The sequence below is a fragment of the Bacillus sp. 1A genome (assembly GCF_052682215.1).
This window is the reverse complement of the sequence record NZ_JBQYLZ010000001.1, coordinates 1,958,360-1,984,419: the sequence shown is the minus strand read 5'-3', so window position 1 is coordinate 1,984,419 and position 26,060 is coordinate 1,958,360. Positions and strand designations below refer to the sequence as shown.

The following is a 26,060-nucleotide window of genomic DNA, read 5'->3' as shown; positions in this document are numbered from 1 at the left end:
TAAAATAACACGAAAAAATATAAAAACACAATGGAGAAGATGTGTCTTTTCATAATAAAAACGTGCATTCGCGAAGAGGAACGCACGCTTTTATTATTTTATCCCAATGGAAGCGTTTGAAAACGAAACTTGCCCAATTTTCATATATTTTTCATAACGTTTTTCGATTAATTCATCTTTCGAAATTCCGCTTAATTGTTCAAAAGTTTTCTTAAGCATTAAATCTATATTTTCTGATTGTTTTAAAATATTACGATGCGCTCCACCTTTTTCCTCTGGAATAATTTCGTCAATTACACCTAATTCCTTCAAATCTAATGCTGTAATTTTCATCGCTTCTGCAGCTTCTTTTGCTTTACCAGCGTCTTTCCAAAGAATTGCCGCCGCACCCTCTGGTGTAATAACAGAATACGTGGAATTTTCCAGCATATGAATGTAATCTCCTACTCCAAGACCTAACGCACCACCACTACCACCTTCACCGATAACAATACAAATAACAGGGACAGTTAAACCCGCCATTTCAAATAAATTACGGGCAATCGCCTCACTTTGTCCACGTTCTTCAGCTGCTTTACCAGGATAAGCTCCCTTCGTATCGATGAAACAAATAATAGGACGATTAAACTTTTCCGCTTGTTTCATTAGACGCAGTGCTTTTCGATATCCTTCTGGATGAGGCATCCCAAAATTACGACGAATATTTTCTTTCGTATCTTTTCCGCGTTGGTGCCCAATTACAGTTACAGGCATCCCCTTATATTTCGCAATGCCGCCGACAATCGCTGCATCGTCGCCAAATAGGCGATCTCCATGACATTCAAAAAAATTAGTAAATAAGTGCTCAATATAATCGAGCGTTGTCGGTCGTTCTGCATGACGAGCAATTTGAACACGGTCCCATACTTTCATATTGCCGTATATATCTTCCTCTAATTTTTCTAGCTTGTCTTCCAAAATACGAATCTCCTCACTGAAGTCCATCTGGCTGTTTTTCGTATAGTCTTTCAGTTCACGAATCTTATTTCTTAGCTCAACAACTGGTTTCTCAAATTCTAGCTCTGCCATACAGCCATTTCCCCTCCTTGATGAACTTCTAAAATCTTACGGAGCGATTCTCTCATATCATCACGATGCACCACCGCATCTAATTGACCGTGCTCTAATAAAAATTCTGCCGTTTGGAAATCTTCCGGTAGTTTCTCACGCACTGTTTGTTCAATTACACGTCTACCAGCAAATCCGATAAGTGCACCTGGCTCTGCAAGATTGTAATCACCAAGTGAAGCGAAACTCGCTGAAACCCCGCCCGTCGTTGGGTGAGTCATAACAGAAATAAATAACCCTCCTGCATTACTATGCTTTTTCAAAGCTACGCTTGTTTTTGCCATTTGCATTAAACTTAATATCCCTTCTTGCATACGGGCACCACCCGACGCAGTAAAGATAATAAATGGAACTTGTAAGTCGTATGCTTTTTCAACTGCACGGGCAATTTTCTCTCCTACAACAGAGCCCATGCTGCCCATTCGAAAACGAGAATCCATTACTGCAACAACAACAAGCATGTCATCAATTGTTCCTTCACCAGTTACAACCGCTTCGTTCAATTTAGTCTTCTTACGATCGCTCTCTAGTTTCTCTTCGTATCCTGGAAACTCGAGTGGATTTAATGAAACCATTTCTTTGTCATACTCACAGAATGACCCTTCGTCCAATATACTATCAAGACGTTCCCATGCATTCATAGGATGATGATATCCACAATTCACACATACTTTTAAATTTTTTAGAAGCTCTTTCGTATACATGATTTTTTTACATTTCGGACATTTTGTCATAACGCCATCCGGTACATCTTTTCGTACTTGTTCTGAAGGTATTGCAGCATACTTTTTCTTTTTCACGAATAAATCTCTTAGCACAATTTGACCCCCTTCATTGAGAGCTAAGGTTAGCGCAAGAAGAAAATTGGGCTAACACCAAAGTTTGATGTTAGCCTTATCTTCTTAATCTGTCTAATAACCTCACTCTTTACGTTTAACTTTAACCGCTACGCGATAGAATGTTTGTCATAACGTGTCATGGTCATTTCGACAAATTTTATACATTACGAGTGAAACTGTATATTCTCTACTAATTCATCGTAAATTTTTAGTGCATCATTTTCTTGTTTTTCTTTCAAAGTAGCATAAAGCTTTCTATACATATCGATAGAATCTCCTGAAACTTCACAAGAAAGAGTTGATACGTAATCATTTACGATCATCCAAATGCGATATAGTAAATAATTATCGACTTGTTCAATGAGTGTTTTAAAGAACGTTTGATGAAGCATCGGAATTGAGTTTTCATTTTCTTCAAGCACTTGATTTAATTTTCTTAGCACTTTAGAAAACGTTTCTTTCGGCAAATTACATACAATTCGAATCATATCTTTCTCAAGCAATCGTTTTGTTTGTAATAAATCACGAATTGTTTTCTCATCTTGCAGCAAGAACGGCGCAATCAATTGTACAAGACCGTTATCGTAAAAGTTTCGAATAAACGTCCCTTCACCACGTCTCGTTTCAATCAATCCTACCAGTTCTAAAGCACGCAATGCTTCTCTTACAGAGGAACGCCCTACGTTTAAACGTGAACTTAACTCACGCTCAGACGGCAAACGATCCCCCGCCACCAATCCATCTTCTTCCATAATGGAACGGATTTTTTTTACAATTTCGAGATATACTTTTGTATTTGATGATGTCAATGGAAATTCCTCGCTTATTCTTTACCAATCAGCGCTAATTGTTTTGTTTTCTCAGCAATCTCATTTGGATCTACTTGACGGCGAGCTACTCCTGTCTCCATTGCTGCTTTCGCAACGTAAGCTGCCACTTGAGGCGCTACACGCGCGTCAAACGGTGCCGGAATGATATAGTCTGCATTCAACTCATCTTCTGCTACAAGCTCAGCAATAGCCTGTACAGCTGCCATCTTCATTTCTTCGTTAATTTGTGTCGCATGTACGTCAAGTGCACCACGGAAAATACCAGGGAACGCTAGTACATTATTTACTTGGTTCGCGAAGTCAGAACGACCCGTTCCAACAACAGCTGCGCCCGCTGCTTTTGCCAATTCTGGCATAATTTCTGGAACTGGATTCGCCATTGCAAAAATAATTGCATCGTCATTCATTGTACGAACCATCTCTTCTGTTAATGCACCTTCTGCAGATACACCAATGAATACGTCCGCACCTTGTACAACGTCAGCTAAAGAACCTTCGATACGATTCTTATTTGTATATTTTGCAACTTCATCCTTCACCGGATTCATCCCTGTAGGACGACCATCATAGATTGCGCCTTTACGGTCACACATAATAATGTCGCGTACACCATAGCGATATAAAAGTTTAATAATTGCAATACCTGCTGCACCTGCGCCATTTGCGACAACTTTAATGTCAGACATTTTCTTTCCAACTAATTTTAGCGCGTTCACAAGACCTGCTACTGTTACGATAGCTGTTCCGTGTTGATCATCATGGAAGATAGGAATATTTGTTTCTTTTTTCAAACGTTCTTCAATAATGAAGCAGTTTGGTGCTGCGATATCCTCTAAGTTAACGCCGCCAAAAGTTGGCTCCATTAATTTTACAGTTTCAACAATTTTATCTACATCGTTTGTATTTAAGGCAATTGGGAATGCATCTACACCAGCAAAGCTCTTGAATAATACAGCTTTACCTTCCATTACTGGAAGAGATGCTTCAGGTCCAATGTTACCAAGACCAAGTACAGCCGTTCCATCTGTCACAACTGCTACCATATTTCCCTTCATCGTATATTCATATACCTTACTTTTATCGTCATAAATTTCCTTACAAGGTTCTGCAACCCCTGGAGAATATGCAAGACTTAAATCTTTTGCATTTTCTACTTTTACTTTTGATACAGTTTCTAATTTTCCTTGATGCACTTTATGCATGTGAAGTGCTTCTTCACGAAGTGTTGACAAACTATCCACTCTCCTCAAATTATTCTAGCTGATATCAATTTCTCCAAGTGGTCTGACCACGAACACTACTACTATAATAATCGAAGTGTAGGGAAATTGTCCATTATATTTTCACAACTACATTTTCTTCCCCGACAATTTCACGAAGTGCTCCTAAACATTCTTCACTTGGATGAATCGATAAACTTCGAGACAATTGTACCATTTTATGTTCCTTTTCATAATAAATTAGTACTTTCGCAAAACCTGAATAGTCAAACAATATTTTAGTAACCTGATTTAAAAGCTTTTTCTCATACTGAGACGACAATTTCACGTAAACAGATGCATCTTTCTTTTCTTCATACACATCCATTTCTTCTAACGGATATAGTCCATTTACAATCCATTGCAACTTATGATTTCTAAGCTCAATCATGCCGTCAACTAAAACAATTGCTCCTTCTTGTAACTTATCTGAGAAATGTATATATGTTTCAGGGAAAAGAACTGCTTCCATTTCATCGTTTTGATCACAAAATGTAATAAACGCCATCTTTTGCAACTTTTTCGTACGAATCACTCTCACGCTTGTTATATACACGATAGCCCTTTGTACTTTTTTCTTATGTCGCATTGCCTGAGCAAGAGATGGAATTTCTAATTCTTTCGCTAACTTCACATACTGCGCTGTCGGATAGCTTGATAAATAAAAACCTAGTGCTTCCTTCTCTTTATTTAACTGTTCAATAAAAGAGAGCTCTTCTCCTTGCACGTATTTTGATTTTGGAACAGCATCTCCTAAATCACGTGCAAGATTTGCGTACTCTAACGCTCCTTTAAGGCTTTTCCATAAATTTGTTCTCGAAACACCAAAATCGTCAAAACACCCAGACCAGACGAACGCCTCTAAATTTCGCTCTGTTACAAACTTTGATGGCATGCGAAGACAAAATTCAAATAAATCTTCAAATACTTTTTTCTCTCGTTCTTCGAGTAATGCTGTCACTGTAGCCATTCCGATGTTTCGAATTGAAAGTAAGCTGTAACGTATCGCATTACCTTCTATTTGGAAATTGTAACCACTTCTCTGAAGAGACGGTGGCAAAACGTGAAAACCTTTCCGCTTTGTTTCTCGTATATACTGCACAATCTTATCTTCATTTCCAATTGCACTTGATAATAATGCTGTCATAAATTCCAGCGTATAATTCGCTTTTAAGTAAGCAAGCTGATATCCAATCATACTGTAGGCTACAGCGTGACTTCGGTTAAAACCGTAATTCGCAAATCTTACAATTAAATCGTAAATTTTCTCTGCGGATGTCTCGTCATAACCATTTTGTAAACAGCCTTGTACAAAATGCTTACGCTCCTGATCTAAAATATCACGATTTTTTTTACTCACTGCACGGCGTAATAGATCTGCTTCTCCGAGCGAGAATCCCGCCAACTTCGACGCAATTTGCATAATTTGTTCTTGGTATACAATTACACCGTATGTTCTTTCTAAAATCGGCTTTAAATCCGGATGTAAATATTCAATTTTTCTTTTTCCGTGCTTTGATTCAATAAAGGTTGGAATTTGTTCCATTGGTCCTGGCCTATATAACGAGTTAACAGCGACAATATCTTCAAATTCATTCGGTTTTAACCCGCGAAGTACATTTCGCATACCACCTGATTCAAGCTGGAATACACCTGTTGTATCCCCTCTACCTAACAATTGGAACGTCTTTTCATCTTGAAGTGGTAAATTTCTTAAATCAATTTGTGTCCCCGTCTTTTTCACGATAAACTTTATAATATTTTCAAGTAACGTTAAATTACGTAATCCTAAAAAATCCATCTTTAACAAACCAAGTTCTTCTAATGCATCAGCTGGGTATTGCGTAACATACACATCGTTATGCCCTTCTTGTATTGCAACACTTCCAGTTAACGGCTCTTGGCTCATAATAACGCCAGCTGCATGAATAGACGTATGACGTGGTAAGCCTTCTACGCGTTTTGCAATTTCAAACACACGCTCATGTAACAGATTCCCTTGTATAAACTCACGGAGTGATTGCGATTCCTCATATGCATCTTTTAACGTTATACCAAGCTTTGATGGGATAAGTTTTGAGAATATGTCAATGTCTCGCGGTGGAAGCCCCATTACACGCGCAATATCTCTAATTGCCGCTTTCGCTGCAAGCGTCCCGAACGTTACAATTTGTGCAACACGCAACTGACCATATTTATCTTTCACATATCGAATCATCTCATCACGTCTTATATCGGGAAAATCGATATCAATATCTGGAAGTGTCACACGTTCAGGGTTTAAAAATCTTTCAAATAATAGATCGTATTCAATCGGATCAATATCTGTAATTTCTAATACGTAAGAAACGAGTGAGCCGGCTGCCGATCCACGTCCTGGTCCTGTTAAAATATGATTTTCATGCGCATACTTCATAAAATCCCACACGATGAGGAAATAATCACTAAACCCCATACTAGAAATAACGTTTAATTCATGATTCAGACGCTTTATATGTACTTCTTTCGGCGTACCATATCGTTTCTGCAAACCTTCTTCACAAACGCGGCGTAAATACATATCATTCGTCTCGTTAGCTGGAACAGGAAATTTCGGTAATTGATTTATATGAAACGGTATTTCTACTCTGCAACGTTCTGCAATTTCTACTGTGTTATAAATCGCTTCTTCTACTTGAGAAAATAGTGCTTCCATTTCATCGGATGATTTTAAATAATATTGATCAGTTTTCAACCTTGGTCTATCTGGATCAGTCATTTTCGTTCCACTTTCAACAGATAATAAGCACTCATGAACAAGTGCGTCACTTTGATTGATGTAGCGTACATCGTTTGTTGCAACGACTGGAACATTTATCCTACTCATAAATGCAGGTAATTTCTCTTGCAGGAGCAGTTCATCTTGAATCGCATGATGCTGCAAACTCATATAAAAATTGTCGAACATACTTTGGTACATGCGAGCTACTTCTTCAGCTTGACTCTCTTTGTCTTCTAATAATAATTGTTCAATTTCCCCATCTTTACCTGGTGAAATAGCAATTAATCCTTTCGCATAATGGGCAAGCCACTTTTTCGGAATACCTTCTTTTGACTTCGTCATAATGCTACTAGAAATCTTTAATAAATTTTGATAGCCCATTTCATTTTCAGCAAGTAAAACAAGCGGATAAGATTTTTCCTCTTCTTCACTAAAAATAGAAGCTGTTAAGCCGATAATAGGCTGTATACCATGTTTCTTACATGCTTTATAAAACGGAATAACGCCATACATAACATTTTCGTCCGTAATAGCGAGTGACGAGAAACCAAGTTCTTTCGCCCTGACTACAAGCTCATCAATTTTACAAGCACTTTTTAATAAACTAAAAACGGTTTGACATTGTAAATGCACAAACTTCACTGTTGTACCCTCTCTTTACCAATCTGACTACTTTTATTATAGGTGATGAGGAAAGCGGAAATCAAAACATACTTCTTATACTTTGTCCATATATATGAAGAAGAAAGGGGAATGACGATGGATGTAAGAGAACATACTTTTTTCTCTCTGCTTATTATTAGTTATTTTATTGCCTTTGGGGTTATACTTGGTGGTTCATTAATTGGTGGATTTGGTGCATTTCTTATCGGAAAACCAACTCTAACTTACATTAATCAATTCGCCCAAAATTTAAGAATTTGGGCACTCGTTGCAGCAATTGGCGGAACATTTGATACTTTTTATAGCTTTGAAAGAAGTTTCTTTGGCGGAGATATGAAAGATATTGTAAAACAAATTCTCCTTATTTTTTTCGCAACGGGTGGTATGCAAACAGGTCTTACTATTATTAAATGGCTAACGCAGGAACATGTATGAGAGTACCAAGTGCCAATACAGCAAAAAAATGGTATTTAGTTTTAGCTGGTGCTGCTGTTGGAGGCGTGTTAAGCTGGTTTGTTTTTTTGTACATATACGGTGTTTTTCAAGAAGAACAAGCTAGTAAAATAGCAGAGCAACGAGAAATTATAGAAAAACAAGAAGCAAAGCTCCACGTCCTTCTCGAAGATCAAGAAAAATTGAATACAGAAAATAAACGACTCTTAACTATTCAAGAGATTAAAATAAAACTTATAAATCGAGAAAAATACGATTTAGACAACCTTACACTCGAAAATATGACTACGTCTATCCATAATGACCTCCAACATCTTTTAACGAAAAACATTCAAAGTATAGCAAAAAATAAAGACCTACTCAAAAAGGTAATCGAAAACAAAACGTACAAACATTACGATCGGCTATACCGTTTCAAAGTCGATACGATATCTTTTGATACAGTGCTTGAAATTAGCATTACGATAGAGAAAGAAAAATAAAGAAGGAGGGCTTTAGCGCCGCTCCTTCTTTTCGTTTTCATATATAATCTCTTATCTACACAACTCACGTAAATCAGCAAAAAGACGATCCGCTTCTTCCCAAGAAGATGCTTTTGCACCAGAAGCCATCGGATGCCCTCCGCCATTATATTGCATTGCTAATTTATTTATCACTGGTCCTTTTGAACGAAGACGAACACGAATCACATCGTCTTCCTCTAAAAATAGAACCCACGACTTTAATCCATCAATATTACCAAGTGCTCCAACAACACCGGATGCCTCAGAAGGAAGTACATCAAACTTTTCTAACACTTCTTTCGTTAATTTAATGTAAGCTGCTCCTTCTTCTACCATCGTAAAGTTTTGTAAAATATAGCCGTTTAAACGAGCAATCTTTTCTTTCGTCTTATACATTTCATTGTATAAATCTGTGAATTTCACATCCATATCAACAAGCTCACTCACGTAACGAAGTGTTTTCGCTGTTGTATTCGGGAATAAGAAACGACCTGTATCCCCAACAATACCAGCTAAAATAAGACGAGCTGCTTCTTTCGTTATCTGTAATCCTTTATTTTTTCCATAACTGTAAAACTCATAAATCATTTCACTTGTAGAACTTGATGTCGTATCTACCCACGTAATATCTCCGTACGGATCTTCATTCGGATGATGATCAATTTTAATTAACATCTTCCCTTTTGCATAGCGTTGATCGTCAACACGTTCTTGGTTCGCAGTATCACATACGATAACAAGTGCATTTTCATATACACTATCTTCAATATCATCCATTACTCGTAAATATTCTAGTGAAGATTCATTGTACCCAACCGTATAAATATTTTTCTCTGGAAACGATTCTTGTAGAATTGTACCAAGACCTCCCTGTGAACCTAATGCATCTGGATCTGGACGCACATGACGATGAATAATAATTGTATCAAACTCTTTAATTGCTCTTAAAATTTGCTCATACATATGTATAATCTCCTTTTTATTCAACTTCTTCACTTTATCCTCCATTATAACGGAAAGTATTTCATACATGCGAACAATTGCTTTATAATAAAAATTAGAAAGTTTAGATATTTCTTTTTTCTTCACTATAATTTTTCACAAAGCGATGGGAGTGTGCATTATGCCAGTATTAGTCTTCTGTATTATCGTCTCATTTATGTTGTACCTCTTCTACAAAACAAAATACTTTCGTACAAACCGCCCAATGGAAAAAGGTTGGCTCTCAGGAAAATCCGCAATGGCACTCGGTTCATTCGTCTTATTCTTCGGGATAAACCAATTCTTTTTAGAACTTTCAACCGCTCGTATGATCGTCGGTGTTTTATTCGTTCTATTTGGTAGTGCGAGTGCATTTAATGGATTTCGCCAATATAAACATTTCTTTCCACTAGCAGTTAAAGAAGCAGAAGCTTATGAAGCAACGTAAAAAAGCATCACCATTGTGATGCTTTTTTACGTCCTCTACTTTTTAAAATCATATATGCAACAAACGCAGAAGGTATATTAAATAGGTTGCCTTGCACATGAAAATGTAATTGTTCCTCTTCAAAAGACATTTTTTCATATAGTTCTCGCTGAGATAATCCTGTACGTTTCATTTTTTCATGTAAACCTTGTAAATATAAATATTGGATCGGTATCATTACAAGAAAGTAAAATAGTGCGATACCACCAAAGAAGATTATTTCTGATGACATATTGCATACCGCCTCCTCAAAATCCATTTTCTTACAATATAATTGTAACATAGTCTACCATCTAAATAAATTAATATTCTGTCATTTAACATTATATAAATCACTCTCTACATAAAAAAAGATGGAACAAATCAAAACGATTTGTTCCATCTTTTTATTTATCAATCAATTGCACCATAAGTAATGCTTTTCCAACAACATTACCTTCATGGTGTACTTCTACATCAACCTTACCAAATTTACGGCCAATTTCTAATACTTTCGGATGAACGGATACAACATTATCAATCTGTACCGGCTTTACAAAATAAATTGTTAAGTTCTCAACAATTGAATCACTCTTCTTCTGAGCACGAATGACACGGTTTGTTGCTTCTGTCACAATTGTTGTAAATACACCGTAAGATAATGTTCCGATTGAATTCGTCATTTGTGGTGTCACTGAAAATTGATACAAATGCTCATTTTTTGCTTCTTTCGGCGTCATAAATTGATTCGTTACAATATCATCAATCGTTTCACCAACTTGTGGTTGACGCTGAATCATCTGTAATGCCTGAAGTACATCTTGACGACTAATGATACCTTGCAATTTATTTCCATCTTCCACAACAGGAAGTAATTCAATACCTTCCCATACCATCATACGCGCTGCAGCTGCGACAGACATCTTTCCATTTACCGTAATAGGGTGTTTCGTCATCACTTTATCAATTGGTGTATCTTTCGCAACACCAATCATATCCTTAGAAGTCACAATACCTAATACCTTTTTATTTTCATCAACAATCGGATATCTTCCGTGCATCGTCTCTTCGTTATACGCATGCCATTGCTGCACTGTATCATTTGGTTTTAAATATAACGTTTCTTCAATTGGCGTTAAAATATCTTCAACGAGTACAATTTCTTTCTTAATCAGCTGATCGTAAATCGCACGGTTAATTAACGTTGCAACTGTAAATGTATCGTAACTACTTGAAATAATCGGCAGTTTTAATTCATCTGCTAATTTCTTCACATGATCTTCCGTATCAAATCCGCCCGTAATTAATACAGCGGCTCCAGTTTCTAACGCTAATTGATGCGCGTTCGTACGGTTACCGACAATAAGTAAGTTTCCAGCTTCTGTATAGCGCATCATCGCTTCTAATTTCATTGCCCCGATTACGAATTTATTTAACGTTTTATGTAGTCCTTCTCTGCCTCCAAGTACTTGGCCATCAACAATGTTAACAACTTCTGCATATGTCAACTTTTCAATATTTTCTTTCTTCTTTTGTTCAATTCGAATGGTTCCGACACGTTCAATCGTACTAACATACCCTTTATTTTCTGCATCTTTAATTGCACGGTAAGCTGTCCCTTCACTTACACTCAAATCTTTTGCAATTTGCCTTACAGAAATTTTATGCCCTACTGGCAGGCTATTAATATGTTCTAAAATTTGGTTATGCTTGGTAGCCAAATGGTTTCACCATACTTTCTTTTCCCTAAATTCTTCATGTGTTGTATTTTCAGTATACTATATTTTCAAAACTGTTACACTCTCTCTTTATATATCTGTACTATTTTTTTTATAACAAAATACGCCTTACATGACACTACTTCTTCTATTACAACAATGTAATGGTATTGTCATCTCGTTCGATAGTTTGTCCAGCCGCTTCCATATACAATGAAGACAAGAAATGAAACAAAGGGGCGGATATATGATGAAAAAATTATTAGAAGTTGTAGGTGCTGTATTTTTAGCTTTCGTAGACGGAAAAAAAGTTGCAATGGAATTGAATGAAACACCTGAACAGCCACTTCCAAAAAGAAAAAAATCATCAAAACAAGTACAACCTTTAAAAGCTGTCCTACACACGTAAAAAACCCTTCACTTGTCTTTTCAAATGAAGGGTTTCTTTTCTATAGTGTAATACTTTCTCCAGCTTCTAATACTTTTCCTGTACAATTGTGTAGCTTTTCTACAAATTGATATGGGTCTTGTTCAATTACTGGGAACGTATTGTAATGCATCGGTACAACAGTTTTCGCCTGAGTCCATTTCGCTGCTAAAACAGCATCTTCTGGTCCCATTGTGAAATTATCACCAATTGGTAAAAACGCTATATCAATGTTATTCAGTTCCCCTATTAATTTCATATCAGAGAATAGAGCGGTATCTCCTGCATGGTATACAGTTTTCTCTTCTGCTGTAAATAAAATACCTGCTGGCATACCTGTATATGTAATCGTCTTATTTTCTTCATCAATATAACTAGAACCGTGGAATGCTTGTGTAAACTTCACTTTTCCGAAGTCAAATTCATGCGAACCACCAATATGCATCGGATGTGTATTTACACCTTGCCAACTTAAAAATGTCGCTAGTTCAAATGGTGCCACAACAACTGCATTATTTTTCTTCGCAAGCTCTACTGTATCTCCAACATGATCAACATGTCCATGCGATAAAAGAATTGCATCTACTTTGACATCTTCAGCCTTTAAATCCGTTGTCGGATTTCCGGTTAAAAACGGGTCAATTAAAATCACTTTTCCATTCGTTTCAATCTTTACAACTGAATGCCCGTGATAAGATACTTTCATTTCTACATTCCTCCCCTATTCACATTCTCATTTTTTATTCTACATGATTTTTCAATTCCCTGTCTTTTCTAACATCTATTTACTTGTCATAACGCTTTCTTCCGATGTAAAGTTATATTTGTAATTAAATATCTCGGGGGTGCCAATCGATGAATGCTAGATTAGAAAATTTAATGCAATGGCTAAAAGAAAAAAACGTAGAAGCTGCGTTCTTAACTTCTACACCAAACGTTTTCTACATGACAAACTTCCACTGCGAACCACACGAAAGACTTCTTGGTATGTTTGTATTCCAAGAAAAAGAACCTATTTTAATTTGCCCTAAAATGGAAGAAGGTCAAGCGCGTAACGCTGGCTGGGCACATGAAATTATCGGATTTACTGATACTGACAGACCATGGGATATGATTGCAAAAGCAATTAAAGACCGCGGCATCAATGCAAATGCAGTTGCAATTGAAAAAGAACATTTAAACGTAGAGCGCTACGAAGAATTAACAAAACTGTTCCCAAATGCAGCTTTCAAATCAGCTGAGGAAAAAGTTCGTGAACTTCGCTTAATTAAAGATGAAAAAGAACTTTCTATTTTACGCGAAGCAACTAAAATGGCGGACTACGCTGTTGAAGTTGGTGTAAATGCAATTAAAGAAAATCGTAGCGAGCTAGAAGTATTAGCAATTATTGAACACGAATTAAAAACAAAAGGCATACATAAAATGTCATTTGATACGATGGTATTAGCAGGTGCAAACTCTGCTCTTCCACACGGTATTCCAGGTGCAAACAAAATGAAACGCGGCGATTTCGTACTATTTGATTTAGGCGTAATCATTGAAGGTTATTGCTCTGACATTACACGTACAGTAGCATTCGGTGAAATTTCTGAAGAACAAACTCGCATTTATAACACTGTACTTGCTGGACAACTACAAGCAGTTGAAGCATGTAAACCAGGTGTTACACTTGGTGCAATCGACAATGCTGCTCGTTCTGTTATCACAGATGCAGGTTACGGCGACTTCTTCCCACACCGACTTGGTCACGGACTTGGAATTAGCGTACACGAATATCCAGATGTAAAAGCTGGTAACGAGTCTCCATTAAAAGAAGGTATGGTCTTCACAATCGAGCCCGGTATTTACGTACCAAACGTAGGTGGCGTTCGTATTGAAGATGATATTTATATCACAAAAGACGGATCAGAAATTTTAACGAAATTCCCGAAAGAATTACAATTTGTAAAATAATAAAAAGGCAGCGTGATTGCTGCCTTTTTCTATTTCTCTACTATTTCAAATTTCTCTACAATCATTTTTGCTGGATAGCTTTCAAGTATTTGAGAAAACCATACTTTTATTCTATCCCCTGTTTTTAACTGTTTATATGTGCCTTTATCTTTAAAGCTCAAAACTATATGTGATGGATGCTCTTTATTTATTTGTTGTTCCATATAATGTTGCAATTCTACTTTTGTATTAAACGTTTTATCATCTACAAAAAACACCGTGTCATTTCTTACTATGACATACCCCTCTTCAGGTACTTTTTTTACCGCTACTTGCTCTACTTGTTTTATATCACACGCTGATAATATGATTAGAAATACACTTAAAAACATAAAGTTTTTCATACGCCTATTCATTTTTAACTCCTTACTCTAGGCTATTTCAAATTTAAAACCATCTTCTCCTCATACTTATCATCCCATTTAATCACAACCTCTATCGGTTCATCTTTAGATAGAGGCGCACAACTTACACAAGAAGACTTCATTTCAATCCTTGCTCCTTTATGAACTTCTGAAGTTTGCGTCATTGCACGAAAGGTTTCATTAATAGCAATCTCTAAATTTTTAAATTCTGTATTTCCATCTCCGCCCTTATACTGAAACGTAAACATTCCATCTTCACTGTCATCCTTAATATATCCTTTATATTGCCCCGTCCAACTTTTGCTCTCACTAGAAAAAGTAACATACGAAATCGAACAACTTCCTAAAAAGAAAATACTAATAAAAAAGAATAATGCTCTCTTCATAATGCCCCTCCATTCAAAAGCACTTATTTATTGTCTATTTCTTCCTCTTATTATATTATAAAAATACAGAATTTTCTAAAACAGGAGGTTTATATGTTACAACAACAGTTAGAAAAAATTCGTAATAATAATTACATACTGAATAAAACACTTAACATTGATTCCTTAAGTTCCAATATGCTTGAGCATATCGGTGTTACTGATAGCTATTTAAGAGACAAACTTATTTACTCTACTTTTTTTCATCTCATCAAAAAGGACTACATTTCACACACGCAATTAAAGAAACTATTATTAGAAAGCATGAGTGAAAAATATTTATTGTATAAAATTCATTCGGATGACGAAGATGCTGTATTTACCCGTGCATTTACGACATTATTAATTGCGCTCATTATTGATGCTGATACAAATCATAATTTCTTATCACAGACTGATATTTTAAATGTGAAAGATCAATTAATTCTATATATGAACAAAGAACATGATTTCCGTGGATATGTTCAAGACCGTGGCTGGGCACATAGTATCGCTCATGCTTCCGATACATTTGAGGCGCTTGTGAATAGTCCTAAACTGGAAACTTTATATTACGAAGAAATATTACAAACTTTATTAAACAAAGTTTGTGTTCATTCCCTCTATTACAAATACGAAGAAGATGAGCGTCTCGTTTATCCTATTGTCGCAATGCTGCAAAATGGTCTAAAGGAAGAAGTACTCATATTAGCCCTTCGTGATTTAGTAGCTCAATTACAAGTTCAAAAATCAATGCTACATATTGAATCGTACGAGTTTCTATACGGAAATATAAAATCTTTCTTACGTAGCTTATTTTTCAGATTACGTACAATGTCTATATGTAAAGAAACTGAATACGAAATTGAAAAATTACTACAAGGACTTCGCCAATATTACTAAAAAAAGAAGGCCACTCAAAAAGTGCCTTCTTCTATTTCACTAATATTTAATTGAAATTTCACGATCCAAACTGAGAAAAGGTGGACAAGAATCGCAAACGCCATACATGCTCCGCTTAAAAAAGTTAGTATAGGATGCGAATACACGTGCCCTAATCCATAGGATATCGCCACGAAAAACATTGTTATGTAAATATAAATTGCTCCATGTATTTGCCTCATATGAACCTCCTTTTCCCATATTATAACATAAGTTTTCTGATTATTCACATTAATCTCTTGTAATCAATATTTCTCAACTGTTACACCTCTAACAGCAGCCTTAATATACGGTGCTCCTTGTAAACTTTGTAAATCCTCTGTTTTGCCGGTTACGACTACACCGTATATTGGTAAGTCTTTTGGTTTCGTGTTTTTTATTTCTTTATAGTTTGTCCTAAAATACTCTTGAAACCCCCCTTTATTTTCACTTAAAGATTTCATAGATTCAAGAAACCCCATTGAGTTCCCTTCAATATCCTTGTACTCGTCTTCCTTCTTATCAGCATAACTACCCTCAAAACCAAAAATGTTCATTGATACCTCTGCATTTAACACCGCTCCGGTTTCAGGATCTGCTAGCCCAGTATACGTCTCTGCTTTCGTTTCATCATATGTATCTACCCAAAGCCACACAGGTCGTATTCCTTCAGGAAGCATTTTTACTACTTCTTCCGCTGTATATGCCTTATCAAAAGATAGTGCTACCTCTGCAACTTTATTCTGCAATTCACTAATTCTCTCTAAATCATCCGCATAGTTTAAATACGTTACAAAAGGTAAATAAAATCGCATTTCCCTTTGCATTGTCTGTCTATTATAATCTTGCCTTGTAGCAAATTCTGATTGTTTATTTATATTCTCTTCTTCTAAACCTGTATTTCCATTATAATTTATTTGACTATAACCAAAGATCGAATACTCATAAATTTCATCAATCCATTTAACTGGTTGTCCTTGAATATTTTTATAGGAACTGTACATCATTGTACCGCTAGCTATTCCCATACTTAGTTTTGTATGTCCATTAAAAATAATATTAGGCCCTTGAACACTTTGTCTTAAATATACTCTCTGATCCATTTCTCGCTTACTCTTCTCGTTAAAATAAATTAACAAACTCATACTACCTATAATCAAGACTAATGTCACAACAACTGAAATAACTAGGTTTCTCCAAAACTGCTTCCTCTTCGCTCTCTTCATCAAAGTCTTCATCTGCTTATCATCCATATTCAAATCAAAGTCCTTCCGACTCATCGTTTCTCCTCCTATATAATTTTTTAAATTGATTTCTTGCACGGTACAAACTTGTTTTCACTGTTTCTTCTTTCATACTTAATAAAATGGCAATTTCCTTATAAGATAGTTCATATTCATATTTCAACAGTAAAATATGACGATAATCCTCCGTCATCGTCTCCAATATTTCTTGTACCTCACATTGTAGTTCACTTGTTAAAAGCACTTCATCTAACGACTTTTGACCAATAAGAACGACAGATTCAATTGCAATGGGATTTAGTCTTTTTTCTTTTCGATGTAAATCTCGGTGCTGATTGATCGCAACTCTAAAGAGCCACGGCGCTAAATGTTCCAACGGTATTTCCTCCATAAGCAATAAAGCTTTATATAACGTATCTTGCACAATATCTTCCGCTTCTTTTCTATCTGCCCCAATCTTAATTAAATATCTAAACACAGCTTTTGACTTCTCTATTAATAATGTTTCAAACGTATCATGGCTCATTCTGCTCTCCTTTCTATATACTCAACGTTTGAGAGCATAAAATGTATACAGCTTTTCTATAATTTTTTTCAAAATAAAAAGCACACCTATTTTGATGCGCTTCTCTCCAACATACTATTCTATTATTTCATCGCGTCCTTCACAACATCTTGAATCATAACGACTTCTGTTTTCATATCAACAGACAGTGCTTCTTCATCAATACATTCATACCAAAACGCTAAGTGCTTTTTATCAATTTCATGATGAGAATTTTCGACAGGAGTCCCGCCTTCTCCTTGCACAGAATACCAATATAAGTACTCTTCTCCATCTCTTATTTCCCGGAAAATTGTCTCAACGTACATCTTCTCGTCGTTTAGTGTCAAAAGCACTTCTTTCATATTGTCATTAAGAAGCTGCATCCATTCATCTACACGATGACTTTTACCTTGTTTCACTTTAAATCTTGTTAACTCCACATTCATTTTTATTCCCCCGTTTTCTTACGTACAAACAATCTATATTCTATTGGATTATAAAAACTTAATTTACTAGCTAATTTTCGCGAAGGAATATTGTCTACATAACAATCCCAGCACGGTGTAATATCATTTTGCATGCAATGTTCAATGAACCGTGTTGCAACAGCTTGGGCTAATCCTTTCCCTTGATATGCTTTATGCGTCGCAATATCAATTTCAGCAAATCCACTCCCGTTAAATATCGAAACACATTCAGCTACAATTATCCCATCTTGTTCTATACAAAATCCGAAACCACCGTTCAAAAATAGCTCTTTTGATCCCCAATATTCTTTATAATACTCCTCTGTAAATTCATTGCTTCGTTCTATATCACTTTTATTAATACGCTTCACTTCATATGTATTTTTGTTTGAATCTCGTTTTCTCTCTTCAAAAATTTCTCGTTGAAATTTCATTCGCGGGATGTTCCGAAGTGCATTACTAAAACGCTCTTCAATCATCATTTCCCACGCTTCACTCGAAGTGAACAATGTAAATCTCTTCTCTGTTTTTTCAATAGCCGTTTTTAAATACGCAAATAAATATTCGTTATAATTTTGATCATCAGTATGACCAAATAAATAATAGATACCGTTAGCTGTACGAATTAGTCCTGCTGTTAACTTCTCGTTTGTAAAAACTTCACCATCTATCATTTGATCACATACCGCATGAGCAAAGGTTGTTGTCCTTGTATGACCTTCTAAAATCGGAAGGATTTTTCTATACTCGGCTACAGATAATTTTTTCATAATTGCTCCACTTTAATCGTATCAGCCTCTATATTTTCAAAACAAAGATTTACCGTTCTCTTGAATGCTCTCATTCTATGAATCGTGCATGCTGGAATTAAAATAGAATCATTCGGCTTTAAAACCGCCGTTTCTCCATCTTCAAAATCGATCAGTAGTTCTCCCTCTAGCACAATAAATAATTCATCCGAATTAGAATGATAGTGCCAATCATATTCACCAGTAAATACAGCGATTCGTAAGCAATGATTATTTACATTTGAAACGACGAAGTTTTTATGTTGATTTTGAATGTCTTTTGTTAGCTCTATTAAATTTATCTTTTCCATAGAATCTCTCCCCTTTATACACTTATCTTAAAATTAGCATAAGAGACTTTTTACTAACAAGAAAAAAACATCCCATATTTAAAAATCAAAAAAAGATCTCTAATCTTTCTTAACTATAAGAAAAACTAAAGACCTTCTTTTTTATTCTATCGGAAATGTACTATGTCCAGCAGAAAGCACACCATCCATATAACCTTTTGCAAAACCAGGTAATCCAATAATAAGTACTGCAGTTACAATCCCAATACCAATTCCTCTTAATTTCGGATCATTCTTCTTTTTACCTAAAATCATTGTAATAATTCCTGCTATAAGCAAAACCAATGACAAAATATCATAAATATACCCCATGTTGCCCCTCCTATTTCCATTCATTTTTCTTTTTATTCATATTATACGATGTTTACATTTCAAATAAAAGCCCTCCTAACAAAAGGAAGGCTCTACATATATTTCAATTATGATAAAGCAGGAGCTTTTTCAAGAAGCTCTTTCGCATCAGCATATTGTAAACCGTGTGCTTCTGCAACTGCTTCGAATGTTACATATCCGTCTAATGTGTTAATACCTTTTAATAATGCAGTGTTGCCTAAGCAAGCATCTTTGTAGCCTTTGTTCGCAATTTGTACTGCATATGGTACCGTTACGTTTGTTAATGCAAGAGTTGATGTACGTGGAACTGCTCCTGGCATATTAGCAACTGCATAATGAACAACGCCATGTTTTTCGTAAGTTGGGTTGTCGTGAGTTGTAATACGGTCAGTTGTTTCGAAAATACCACCTTGGTCAATCGCGATATCTACAACGACAGAACCTGGTTCCATTGATTGAATCATTTCTTCTGTTACAAGTTTTGGCGCTTTCGCACCTGGAATTAATACCGCTCCAATAACAAGGTCAGATTCTTTTACAGCTTCTGCAATGTTGTATGGATTAGACATTAACGTTTTTACTTGGTTACCGAAAATGTCATCTAGTTGACGAAGACGCTCTGCACTTAAGTCAATGATTGTTACATCTGCACCTAAACCTACTGCAATCTTCGCTGCGTTTGTACCAGCTTGACCACCGCCGATAATTGTTACTTTGCCGCGTTTTACCCCTGGAACGCCTGCAAGTAAAATACCTTTACCGCCTTTGTTTTTCTCAAGGAATTGTGCACCGATTTGTGCAGACATACGACCAGCTACTTCACTCATAGGTGCAAGTAATGGTAAAGAGCGATTGTCTAATTGCACTGTTTCGTATGCAATTGATACAACTTTGTTATCAATTAATGCTTTCGTTAATTCTGGTTCTGGAGCTAAGTGTAAGTATGTGAATAAAATTAACCCTTCGCGGAAATAGCCGTATTCACTTGCAACTGGCTCTTTTACCTTCATAACCATATCTTGATTCCATGCTTCTTCAGCAGTTTCAACAAGTTTCGCACCAGCTTGTACGTATTCTTCATCTGTAAAGCCTGATCCTATACCTGATCCTTTTTGAACAAAAACTTCATGACCATTTTGTACTAAATGTACCGCTCCCGCTGGCGTCATTGCCACACGGTTTTCATTGTTTTTAATTTCTGTTGGAATACCGATACGCATTATTAGTTCCCCCTTGAGTTATGAAATGACCCCTGAATCATTTTTTAAAGCGCTTTCTACGCTCTTATATTTTAACATAACATCTCAATATTTGACAAAAAATAATACAAGTTTTCCGATAGATTTAATCTTACATTAAAGGACAGTATTATCCGCACCTCTCAGCGTAAAGGATAAACTGTCCAATTATTCAAAACTTCACCTTATTTCGCTCTATCGATGTCTATGAATAACATCTACTGCACCAGTTACTTCAATAATTGTACCGGTAATCATATCGGAATCGTCTTCACATAAAAACGAAATCGTTCTTGCGATATCTTCACCTGTTCCAGATCTACCAATTGGTGTTTTATATTCTTTCAACTGACGTGCTTCTTGAATTGTCGCTTCTTTCATTTCACCAATAATATCACCAGGACATACCATATTTGCAGTAATACCATATTCTGCTTCTTCGTAAGCAATTGTTTTCGTTAATGAAACAAGTCCTACTTTCGCTGCTGCAAAAGCTGAACGATAAATCCATCCTGGTGCGCTATCTGCCCCTTGGAATCCGTAATTAATAATACGGCCAAAGTTCTGTTTTCTCATAACCGGAACGACAAGTTTCAACAAATGAAACACCGCTGTTAAATTACCCTGAATCATTTCATTCCATTCGTCTTCTTCATAATCGACTAACTTTTTTCGTTCAAATACATATGGACCAGCATTATTAATTAAAAAGTCAATTTTACCAAAACGGCTTATCGCTTCTTCTACTATTTTATGTAAATCTTCCTTTTTCGTGACATCCGCTTGCACGAATTGTAGACGCTCTTCCATATTTTTATATGTTTCTTTCATCGTTTCCATAGCAGTTATATCGCTATGATATGTTACTGTTACTGAATATCCTTTAGCCAATAACTTTTCTGTTACTTGCTTTCCTAAACCTTTCGTACCGGCTGTAATGAGCGCATGTCTCACAAAACTGCCTCCTTTTAAATTGCTATACTTCATATGTAACAAGTTCTCGCCCCAATTACAACTAAAATGAATTAAAGCAAAGTTTTCAAAATTCTGTAACGTTTCTGGCAAGCACAGTACCAAAGTTTGTTTTATAATAAAGTTGTAAACGGTAATAAAAATGATTGGGAGGAATTTACTATGAATAATACATATACAAATATTTTAATCGCGGTGGATGGTTCTAAAGAAGCAGAAAGAGCTTTTAAAAAAGCAATTCAAGTCGCAAAACGCAACAATGCAACATTAACAATTGCTCATATCGTTGATGTAAAAGCATACTCAGCAGTAGAAGCTTATAGCCGCGCAATTGCTGAACGTGCAAATCTATTTGCAGAAGACTTATTAGAAGACTACAAAAAAACTGCGCTTGAAGCTGGCCTTGAAAAAATTGAAACTGTATTAGAATTTGGTAATCCTAAATCTAAAATTTCAAAAGAAATCGCTCCAAATCATAAAGTAGATTTAATTATGTGTGGTGCAACTGGTTTAAATGCTGTTGAGCGTTTCCTAATTGGTAGCGTCTCTGAACATATTATTCGCTATGCGAAATGCGATGTCCTTGTTGTTCGTGGTGATGAGGAGCAAGGTGATCTTTAATTCATAAATAAAACATCAAGTCCACATGGGCTTGGTGTTTTTTCATTTCACATACTTCACTATAAACACAAAACAAACCACTACAACAATGACGATCGCCAACACATATGGCGGTAAGAACTTCAAAGACCATAGTGCCATCATTATCGTCGCAACCGTTAAGTACGTTTGCTTTGCATCTTCTGTCATTTTTTTACGAAGGCAGAATACATACAAATAACCGATTGGCGGCGTGATAAAGCAAAGAACATATATAATATTAGATTTCAAATACCATTTTTGTTCTCCGAGCTTCTGTATATCTTCTTCTATTCTCTTATGCTCTCGTTCTCTCGCTTCTTCTACAAGCGGATCTTCCTCTTCCCCTCGCTTTTCTTTCATATAAGGAAGAAAGTGCATGAAAAAATAGTATGCAAATACGAATGCTCCAAATCCAATATTTAATCTATCTAACGGAACATTCTCACTTAAAAAGGCAGCGGCGATTACTAAAGAAAAACAATACGTCGTCATCCAAAATGAACGTTTTCTCTTTTTCCGTTCCATTTCTTTTTTATCTTGTACATGTTTTCTTTTCGAAAGCCATATCGATATACAGCAATCTACTACAAATAGAATAAAGATAAATATCCCAACGTGTACTGTTTCTACATCCTCAAATGAAAAGATATTTGGGAATGCAACAAGTAATACAATTAGCGTGTACAAAATTATCCCTATAAAATAAATACGTCTCATTTTCCATTCCTTTCTTATTTCCTAACTTTAGGTTAACATACATTTTTTAGAAATAGACGGACAAAATATATATGTTAAAAAAGGAGGATGCTATATGAATGATTCTGAACGTATTATTTTAGATGTGAACGGGAAAGAGCTCGAAATGTTAGATACAATCCGTACACATTTTAAAGAAAAACATGGTGTGGAACTAAGTAATGGTGCATTACTTAGAGATTTGATGGATATTGAGTATATTCGAATTACGGAAGATCGACATAAGTATGATTAACTTTAAGTTATAAAAATCACAAAAAAGGTACGCTTCTCTCTACTAAGATTCGCGTACCTTCTGCCCTATAAATCAACTTCCAACAAACTCTCCAACTAATCCTTTCGCCTTCTCCAAAGCTTTTTCAATTTGCTCAAACCCTGTCCCGCCAGCACTGTTACGACGCTTTACAGCTGCATATGGTGAAAGAACTTCATACAAATCTTCTTCAAATAATGAGCTCATTTCTTTATACGTTACAAGTGGTACATCTACTAAATAGATTCCTTTTTGTGTGCAGTGTAGCACTAGCTTCCCAACAATTTCATGAGCTTGACGGAATGGGAGTCCTTTACTTGCTAAATAGTCGGCAATTTCTGTTGCGTTTGAGAAATCTTGCGTTACAGCTTGCCCCATCTTTTCTTTGTTGACAGTCATCGTTTCTAGCATGCCTGCCATAATATGAAGGCATCCTTCTACTGTTTTTACTGTATCAAACATTCCTTCTTTATCTTCTTGTAAGTCTTTATTGTAAGCGAGCGGTAATCCTTTCATTACTGTAAGTAAACTAAATAAATTACCGTACACTCTGCCTGTTTTACCACGAATTAATTCCGCCATATCCGGATTTTTCTTTTGTGGCATAATGCTGCTTCCCGTTGCGTATTGATCGCTCATTTCAATAAATTGAAACTCTTGGCTACTCCATAAAATAAGTTCTTCGCAAAAGCGTGATAAGTGCATCATGAGCATAGATGAGTTACTTAGGAACTCCAGTATGAAATCACGATCGCTTACTGCATCTAAACTATTTTCATAGATTCCATTAAATCCAAGAAGCTCCGCACTATATTCTCGGTCAATCGGGAATGTTGTCCCAGCTAATGCTCCTGCTCCTAATGGTGAAATGTTAATGCGCTTTAATGAATCTTCATAACGATTCACATCACGCTCTAACATCCAAAAGTAAGCGAGAATATGATGAGCAAATGAAATTGGCTGCGCACGCTGCAAATGCGTATAACCAGGCATAATGGTTTCAATATTATTTTCTGCTTGATGAACAAGAACAGTTTGCAATTGTTTTGTAGCTTTTATAATATGTTCTACTTTTTCTTTCAAATATAAATGCATATCAGTCGCTACTTGATCATTACGGCTTCGTCCTGTATGAAGTTTCCCTCCTACTTCACCAATTTGTTCAATTAACATTTTTTCAATGTTTAAATGAATATCTTCCGCTTCGACCGAAAAATGCAATTTATTTTGCTTCGCTTCTTCTAATAAATATTGAAGACCTACCTCGATTTTCTCGGCTTCTTCTTTCGTAACGATGCCTTGCTTTGCTAGCATCGTTACGTGTGCAATACTTCCCTTTATATCTTGATTTACTAATTGTTGATCGAAGGAGATGGATGCTCCAAACTCTTCAACCCACGCTTCCGCTTCTTCTGTAAAACGTCCGCCCCAAAGTTTGCTCACGCTTCCACCTTCTTTTGATTCACTTGGCTGTATACTTTCGTCGGTAAACCGAATAATGAAATGAATCCAACTGCTGCATCATGATTAAATTCGTCCTGAGCAGTATATGTTGCTAATTTTTCGTCATATAAAGAGTACTCAGATTTACGTCCTTCTACAATCGCATGGCCTTTAAATAATTTCACACGAACTGTACCTGTTACATTCTTTTGCGTTTCTTGTAAGAAAGCATGAAGCGCTTGTTTTAAAGGAGAGAACCATAAACCGTTATAAATAAGTTCTGTTATTTTCTGCTCAATCACCGGTTTAAAATGTGCTACTTCTTTTACGTGCGTTAAATCTTCCAGCTCTTTATGTGCTGTGATTAACGTCATTGCCGCTGGACATTCGTATACTTCACGCGATTTAATACCAACAAGACGATTTTCTACGTGATCGATACGTCCAACGCCATGTTTTCCAGCAAGCGCATTTAACGTTTTAATTAATTCTGAAAGTGAATATGCAGTGCCATTTAAAGTAGTCGGTACGCCTGCTTCAAAGCCGATTTCTACAAACTCTGGTTTACTCGGTGTATCTTCTAATGCCAATGTCATCTCATATGCATCTTCTGGCGGCGCTGCCCATGGATCTTCTAAAATTCCACATTCGTTGCTGCGTCCCCATAAATTTTGATCGATTGAAAATGGGCTATCTAAATTAATAGGAATTGGAACATCGTTTTCTTTTGCATATGCAATTTCTTCTTCACGTGACCATTTCCATTCACGTACAGGCGCAATCACTTCTAAGTAAGGATTTAACGCTTGAATAGAAATTTCAAAACGAACTTGATCATTCCCTTTCCCTGTACATCCGTGTGCAACTGCAGTCGCCCCTTCTTGTTCTGCAATTTCTACTAATTTCTTAGCGATAAGTGGACGAGATAATGCAGAAACGAGAGGGTATTTCCCTTCGTATAACGTGTGTGCTTGCATAGCCATCAATGCATATTCATTTGCAAATTCCTCTTGAACATCAATCATATATGATTTAATTGCACCTACTGAAAGTGCCTTTTCTTTTACGAATGCTAAGTCTTTACCTTCCCCTAAGTCTAAACAAAGCGCGATAATATCATAATTTTTCTCTTGTAACCATTTAATTGCAACGGAAGTATCAAGACCTCCAGAATATGCTAATACCACTTTTTTCTTCTCCATTTTGCATCCCCCTAAAGAATAAATATTCATTTTCTTTTATAATAATACACACTTTAACACCTTTCACAAAATGTATCAAGAGTCATTTTCAAATTTTTTCAAACAATTTCGTCGAGCTTCTTTCTGTTTTCATGTA

Annotated in this window: 31 protein-coding genes; 8 read left to right on the top strand and 23 right to left on the bottom strand. The window is 36.0% G+C overall.

From position 1 onward, the window contains the following. Positions 1 to 93: 93 nt before the first annotated feature. The 5 genes from accA to dnaE form a co-directional block, all read right to left on the bottom strand. The gene (accA, locus tag ACUN0F_RS10015) at positions 94 to 1,068 is read right to left on the bottom strand and encodes an acetyl-CoA carboxylase carboxyl transferase subunit alpha (RefSeq protein ID WP_445539448.1); all 975 of its coding nucleotides are present in this window, start codon (positions 1,066 to 1,068) and stop codon (positions 94 to 96) included. Beyond that, on the bottom strand, positions 1,056 to 1,925 hold the full coding sequence (gene accD / locus ACUN0F_RS10010; protein ID WP_264462105.1) for an acetyl-CoA carboxylase, carboxyltransferase subunit beta: 870 nt from the start codon (positions 1,923 to 1,925) through the stop codon (positions 1,056 to 1,058). Before accD ends, accA begins: the two co-directional genes overlap by 13 nt. 185 nt (positions 1,926 to 2,110) lie before the next feature. Beyond that, entirely contained in the window at positions 2,111 to 2,755 is a 645-nt protein-coding gene (locus ACUN0F_RS10005; RefSeq protein ID WP_000204435.1) for a FadR/GntR family transcriptional regulator, read from the bottom strand. 14 nt (positions 2,756 to 2,769) lie between these two features. Next, complete coding sequence (locus ACUN0F_RS10000) at positions 2,770 to 3,978, bottom strand: NAD(P)-dependent malic enzyme (RefSeq protein ID WP_161796084.1); 1,209 nt, start codon at positions 3,976 to 3,978, stop codon at positions 2,770 to 2,772. A gap of 133 nt (positions 3,979 to 4,111) precedes the next feature. Continuing rightward, entirely contained in the window at positions 4,112 to 7,438 is a 3,327-nt protein-coding gene (gene dnaE, locus ACUN0F_RS09995; RefSeq protein WP_445539447.1) for a DNA polymerase III subunit alpha, read from the bottom strand. A gap of 42 nt (positions 7,439 to 7,480) precedes the next feature. Here dnaE and ACUN0F_RS09990 point away from each other — a divergent pair, with 42 nt between their 5' ends. Together ACUN0F_RS09990 and ytrI are read left to right on the top strand one after the other, a co-directional pair. After that, positions 7,481 to 7,894 (top strand): YtrH family sporulation protein, encoded by a 414-nt coding sequence (locus ACUN0F_RS09990; protein WP_073516695.1) that lies wholly within the window; start codon positions 7,481 to 7,483, stop codon positions 7,892 to 7,894. Then, positions 7,891 to 8,394, top strand: a complete 504-nt coding sequence (ytrI, locus tag ACUN0F_RS09985; protein ID WP_046958744.1) for a sporulation membrane protein YtrI — start codon at positions 7,891 to 7,893, stop codon at positions 8,392 to 8,394. Before ACUN0F_RS09990 ends, ytrI begins: the two co-directional genes overlap by 4 nt. A 51-nt stretch (positions 8,395 to 8,445) precedes the next feature. Here ytrI and ACUN0F_RS09980 read toward each other — a convergent pair whose 3' ends face one another. Next, the gene (locus ACUN0F_RS09980) at positions 8,446 to 9,378 is read right to left on the bottom strand and encodes a DHH family phosphoesterase (protein WP_445539446.1); all 933 of its coding nucleotides are present in this window, start codon (positions 9,376 to 9,378) and stop codon (positions 8,446 to 8,448) included. 160 nt (positions 9,379 to 9,538) lie between these two features. On the opposite strand from ACUN0F_RS09980, the gene ACUN0F_RS09975 reads away from it, so the two are divergent. After that, on the top strand, positions 9,539 to 9,844 hold the full coding sequence (locus tag ACUN0F_RS09975) for a YtpI family protein (RefSeq protein ID WP_001144779.1): 306 nt from the start codon (positions 9,539 to 9,541) through the stop codon (positions 9,842 to 9,844). 7 nt (positions 9,845 to 9,851) lie between these two features. On the opposite strand, the gene ACUN0F_RS09970 is transcribed toward ACUN0F_RS09975, so the two are convergent. Both ACUN0F_RS09970 and ACUN0F_RS09965 read right to left on the bottom strand, forming a co-directional pair. After that, positions 9,852 to 10,115, bottom strand: coding sequence for a DUF3949 domain-containing protein (locus ACUN0F_RS09970; protein WP_000093554.1), 264 nt, complete (start codon positions 10,113 to 10,115; stop codon positions 9,852 to 9,854). Positions 10,116 to 10,269: 154 nt separating this feature from the next. Continuing rightward, entirely contained in the window at positions 10,270 to 11,583 is a 1,314-nt protein-coding gene (locus ACUN0F_RS09965; RefSeq protein WP_445539445.1) for a DRTGG domain-containing protein, read from the bottom strand. Positions 11,584 to 11,827: 244 nt separating this feature from the next. Between ACUN0F_RS09965 and ACUN0F_RS09960 the strand changes: the two genes are divergently transcribed. Further along, a complete protein-coding gene (locus tag ACUN0F_RS09960) occupies positions 11,828 to 11,989 on the top strand; it encodes a hypothetical protein (protein WP_060486545.1) in 162 nt (53 codons plus the stop codon). Between the two features lie 40 nt (positions 11,990 to 12,029). Here the strand turns inward: ACUN0F_RS09960 and ACUN0F_RS09955 are convergent, their stop codons facing one another. Beyond that, positions 12,030 to 12,713 carry a metal-dependent hydrolase gene (locus ACUN0F_RS09955; RefSeq protein WP_264462110.1) on the bottom strand — a complete coding sequence of 228 codons (684 nt, stop codon included), beginning with the start codon at positions 12,711 to 12,713 and terminating at the stop codon, positions 12,030 to 12,032. A 149-nt stretch (positions 12,714 to 12,862) separates the two neighbouring features. Between ACUN0F_RS09955 and pepQ the strand changes: the two genes are divergently transcribed. Continuing rightward, positions 12,863 to 13,960 (top strand): Xaa-Pro dipeptidase, encoded by a 1,098-nt coding sequence (gene pepQ / locus ACUN0F_RS09950; RefSeq protein ID WP_445539444.1) that lies wholly within the window; start codon positions 12,863 to 12,865, stop codon positions 13,958 to 13,960. Positions 13,961 to 13,989: 29 nt separating this feature from the next. On the opposite strand, the gene ACUN0F_RS09945 is transcribed toward pepQ, so the two are convergent. Both ACUN0F_RS09945 and ACUN0F_RS09940 read right to left on the bottom strand, forming a co-directional pair. Beyond that, complete coding sequence (locus tag ACUN0F_RS09945) at positions 13,990 to 14,355, bottom strand: DUF3221 domain-containing protein (RefSeq protein WP_088091802.1); 366 nt, start codon at positions 14,353 to 14,355, stop codon at positions 13,990 to 13,992. A gap of 20 nt (positions 14,356 to 14,375) precedes the next feature. After that, positions 14,376 to 14,750 (bottom strand): hypothetical protein, encoded by a 375-nt coding sequence (locus tag ACUN0F_RS09940; protein WP_000816714.1) that lies wholly within the window; start codon positions 14,748 to 14,750, stop codon positions 14,376 to 14,378. Between the two features lie 93 nt (positions 14,751 to 14,843). Here ACUN0F_RS09940 and ACUN0F_RS09935 point away from each other — a divergent pair, with 93 nt between their 5' ends. Further along, on the top strand, positions 14,844 to 15,671 hold the full coding sequence (locus ACUN0F_RS09935; RefSeq protein WP_264462112.1) for a DUF2785 domain-containing protein: 828 nt from the start codon (positions 14,844 to 14,846) through the stop codon (positions 15,669 to 15,671). Between the two features lie 14 nt (positions 15,672 to 15,685). On the opposite strand, the gene ACUN0F_RS09930 is transcribed toward ACUN0F_RS09935, so the two are convergent. From ACUN0F_RS09930 to ACUN0F_RS09890, 9 genes are all read right to left on the bottom strand, one after another. After that, complete coding sequence (locus ACUN0F_RS09930) at positions 15,686 to 15,892, bottom strand: hypothetical protein (RefSeq protein ID WP_001248904.1); 207 nt, start codon at positions 15,890 to 15,892, stop codon at positions 15,686 to 15,688. A gap of 63 nt (positions 15,893 to 15,955) precedes the next feature. After that, the gene (locus tag ACUN0F_RS09925) at positions 15,956 to 16,969 is read right to left on the bottom strand and encodes an anti sigma factor C-terminal domain-containing protein (RefSeq protein WP_445539443.1); all 1,014 of its coding nucleotides are present in this window, start codon (positions 16,967 to 16,969) and stop codon (positions 15,956 to 15,958) included. After that, entirely contained in the window at positions 16,950 to 17,459 is a 510-nt protein-coding gene (locus tag ACUN0F_RS09920) for an RNA polymerase sigma factor (RefSeq protein ID WP_046958737.1), read from the bottom strand. The genes ACUN0F_RS09925 and ACUN0F_RS09920 overlap by 20 nt, the downstream gene beginning before the upstream one ends. Before the next feature lie 122 nt (positions 17,460 to 17,581). After that, positions 17,582 to 17,926, bottom strand: a complete 345-nt coding sequence (locus ACUN0F_RS09915) for a DUF6176 family protein (RefSeq protein ID WP_264462114.1) — start codon at positions 17,924 to 17,926, stop codon at positions 17,582 to 17,584. Between the two features lie 2 nt (positions 17,927 to 17,928). Then, the gene (locus ACUN0F_RS09910) at positions 17,929 to 18,717 is read right to left on the bottom strand and encodes a GNAT family N-acetyltransferase (RefSeq protein ID WP_445539442.1); all 789 of its coding nucleotides are present in this window, start codon (positions 18,715 to 18,717) and stop codon (positions 17,929 to 17,931) included. Then, entirely contained in the window at positions 18,714 to 19,046 is a 333-nt protein-coding gene (locus ACUN0F_RS09905) for a cupin domain-containing protein (protein ID WP_445539441.1), read from the bottom strand. The genes ACUN0F_RS09910 and ACUN0F_RS09905 overlap by 4 nt, the downstream gene beginning before the upstream one ends. A 141-nt stretch (positions 19,047 to 19,187) precedes the next feature. Further along, on the bottom strand, positions 19,188 to 19,397 hold the full coding sequence (locus ACUN0F_RS09900) for a hypothetical protein (RefSeq protein ID WP_445539440.1): 210 nt from the start codon (positions 19,395 to 19,397) through the stop codon (positions 19,188 to 19,190). A gap of 107 nt (positions 19,398 to 19,504) precedes the next feature. Next, on the bottom strand, positions 19,505 to 20,638 hold the full coding sequence (gene ald, locus ACUN0F_RS09895) for an alanine dehydrogenase (protein ID WP_046956217.1): 1,134 nt from the start codon (positions 20,636 to 20,638) through the stop codon (positions 19,505 to 19,507). 213 nt (positions 20,639 to 20,851) lie between these two features. Continuing rightward, positions 20,852 to 21,643, bottom strand: a complete 792-nt coding sequence (locus tag ACUN0F_RS09890; protein ID WP_264462147.1) for an SDR family oxidoreductase — start codon at positions 21,641 to 21,643, stop codon at positions 20,852 to 20,854. Between the two features lie 147 nt (positions 21,644 to 21,790). Here ACUN0F_RS09890 and ACUN0F_RS09885 point away from each other — a divergent pair, with 147 nt between their 5' ends. Beyond that, entirely contained in the window at positions 21,791 to 22,249 is a 459-nt protein-coding gene (locus tag ACUN0F_RS09885; protein ID WP_001066680.1) for a universal stress protein, read from the top strand. A gap of 42 nt (positions 22,250 to 22,291) precedes the next feature. On the opposite strand, the gene ACUN0F_RS09880 is transcribed toward ACUN0F_RS09885, so the two are convergent. Continuing rightward, entirely contained in the window at positions 22,292 to 22,987 is a 696-nt protein-coding gene (locus tag ACUN0F_RS09880; protein WP_445539439.1) for a hypothetical protein, read from the bottom strand. Between the two features lie 94 nt (positions 22,988 to 23,081). Here ACUN0F_RS09880 and ACUN0F_RS09875 point away from each other — a divergent pair, with 94 nt between their 5' ends. Beyond that, on the top strand, positions 23,082 to 23,261 hold the full coding sequence (locus ACUN0F_RS09875) for a hypothetical protein (RefSeq protein ID WP_046956214.1): 180 nt from the start codon (positions 23,082 to 23,084) through the stop codon (positions 23,259 to 23,261). Between the two features lie 72 nt (positions 23,262 to 23,333). On the opposite strand, the gene argH is transcribed toward ACUN0F_RS09875, so the two are convergent. Both argH and ACUN0F_RS09865 read right to left on the bottom strand, forming a co-directional pair. Beyond that, positions 23,334 to 24,722, bottom strand: coding sequence for an argininosuccinate lyase (gene argH, locus ACUN0F_RS09870; protein ID WP_445539438.1), 1,389 nt, complete (start codon positions 24,720 to 24,722; stop codon positions 23,334 to 23,336). Further along, positions 24,719 to 25,924, bottom strand: coding sequence for an argininosuccinate synthase (locus tag ACUN0F_RS09865; protein ID WP_445539437.1), 1,206 nt, complete (start codon positions 25,922 to 25,924; stop codon positions 24,719 to 24,721). Before ACUN0F_RS09865 ends, argH begins: the two co-directional genes overlap by 4 nt. Between the last annotated feature and the right edge of the window lie 136 nt (positions 25,925 to 26,060).

What these genes read in the sequence shown, in the direction of transcription:
- ACUN0F_RS09885 (WP_001066680.1), top strand. Translation starts at nt 21,791, where the DNA reads ATGAATAATACATATACAAATATTTTAATCGCGGTGGATGGTTCTAAA.
- ACUN0F_RS09960 (WP_060486545.1), top strand. Translation starts at nt 11,828, where the DNA reads ATGATGAAAAAATTATTAGAAGTTGTAGGTGCTGTATTTTTAGCTTTC.
- ACUN0F_RS09900 (WP_445539440.1), bottom strand. Translation starts at nt 19,397, where the DNA reads ATGGGGTATATTTATGATATTTTGTCATTGGTTTTGCTTATAGCAGGA.
- ACUN0F_RS09915 (WP_264462114.1), bottom strand. Translation starts at nt 17,926, where the DNA reads ATGAATGTGGAGTTAACAAGATTTAAAGTGAAACAAGGTAAAAGTCAT.
- ACUN0F_RS09880 (WP_445539439.1), bottom strand. Translation starts at nt 22,987, where the DNA reads ATGAGACGTATTTATTTTATAGGGATAATTTTGTACACGCTAATTGTA.
- ACUN0F_RS09975 (WP_001144779.1), top strand. Translation starts at nt 9,539, where the DNA reads ATGCCAGTATTAGTCTTCTGTATTATCGTCTCATTTATGTTGTACCTC.
- ACUN0F_RS09935 (WP_264462112.1), top strand. Translation starts at nt 14,844, where the DNA reads ATGTTACAACAACAGTTAGAAAAAATTCGTAATAATAATTACATACTG.
- ACUN0F_RS09925 (WP_445539443.1), bottom strand. Translation starts at nt 16,969, where the DNA reads ATGAGTCGGAAGGACTTTGATTTGAATATGGATGATAAGCAGATGAAG.
- ACUN0F_RS10000 (WP_161796084.1), bottom strand. Translation starts at nt 3,978, where the DNA reads ATGCATAAAGTGCATCAAGGAAAATTAGAAACTGTATCAAAAGTAAAA.
- ACUN0F_RS09920 (WP_046958737.1), bottom strand. Translation starts at nt 17,459, where the DNA reads ATGAGCCATGATACGTTTGAAACATTATTAATAGAGAAGTCAAAAGCT.
- pepQ (WP_445539444.1), top strand. Translation starts at nt 12,863, where the DNA reads ATGAATGCTAGATTAGAAAATTTAATGCAATGGCTAAAAGAAAAAAAC.
- ytrI (WP_046958744.1), top strand. Translation starts at nt 7,891, where the DNA reads ATGAGAGTACCAAGTGCCAATACAGCAAAAAAATGGTATTTAGTTTTA.
- ACUN0F_RS09875 (WP_046956214.1), top strand. Translation starts at nt 23,082, where the DNA reads ATGAATGATTCTGAACGTATTATTTTAGATGTGAACGGGAAAGAGCTC.
- ACUN0F_RS09890 (WP_264462147.1), bottom strand. Translation starts at nt 21,643, where the DNA reads ATGAAGTATAGCAATTTAAAAGGAGGCAGTTTTGTGAGACATGCGCTC.
- ACUN0F_RS09910 (WP_445539442.1), bottom strand. Translation starts at nt 18,717, where the DNA reads ATGAAAAAATTATCTGTAGCCGAGTATAGAAAAATCCTTCCGATTTTA.
- ACUN0F_RS09945 (WP_088091802.1), bottom strand. Translation starts at nt 14,355, where the DNA reads ATGAATAGGCGTATGAAAAACTTTATGTTTTTAAGTGTATTTCTAATC.
- ACUN0F_RS09970 (WP_000093554.1), bottom strand. Translation starts at nt 10,115, where the DNA reads ATGTCATCAGAAATAATCTTCTTTGGTGGTATCGCACTATTTTACTTT.
- accA (WP_445539448.1), bottom strand. Translation starts at nt 1,068, where the DNA reads ATGGCAGAGCTAGAATTTGAGAAACCAGTTGTTGAGCTAAGAAATAAG.
- ACUN0F_RS09980 (WP_445539446.1), bottom strand. Translation starts at nt 9,378, where the DNA reads ATGTATGAGCAAATTTTAAGAGCAATTAAAGAGTTTGATACAATTATT.
- ACUN0F_RS09955 (WP_264462110.1), bottom strand. Translation starts at nt 12,713, where the DNA reads ATGAAAGTATCTTATCACGGGCATTCAGTTGTAAAGATTGAAACGAAT.
- ACUN0F_RS09940 (WP_000816714.1), bottom strand. Translation starts at nt 14,750, where the DNA reads ATGAAGAGAGCATTATTCTTTTTTATTAGTATTTTCTTTTTAGGAAGT.
- ACUN0F_RS09930 (WP_001248904.1), bottom strand. Translation starts at nt 15,892, where the DNA reads ATGAGGCAAATACATGGAGCAATTTATATTTACATAACAATGTTTTTC.
- ald (WP_046956217.1), bottom strand. Translation starts at nt 20,638, where the DNA reads ATGCGTATCGGTATTCCAACAGAAATTAAAAACAATGAAAACCGTGTG.
- ACUN0F_RS09865 (WP_445539437.1), bottom strand. Translation starts at nt 25,924, where the DNA reads ATGGAGAAGAAAAAAGTGGTATTAGCATATTCTGGAGGTCTTGATACT.
- ACUN0F_RS09905 (WP_445539441.1), bottom strand. Translation starts at nt 19,046, where the DNA reads ATGGAAAAGATAAATTTAATAGAGCTAACAAAAGACATTCAAAATCAA.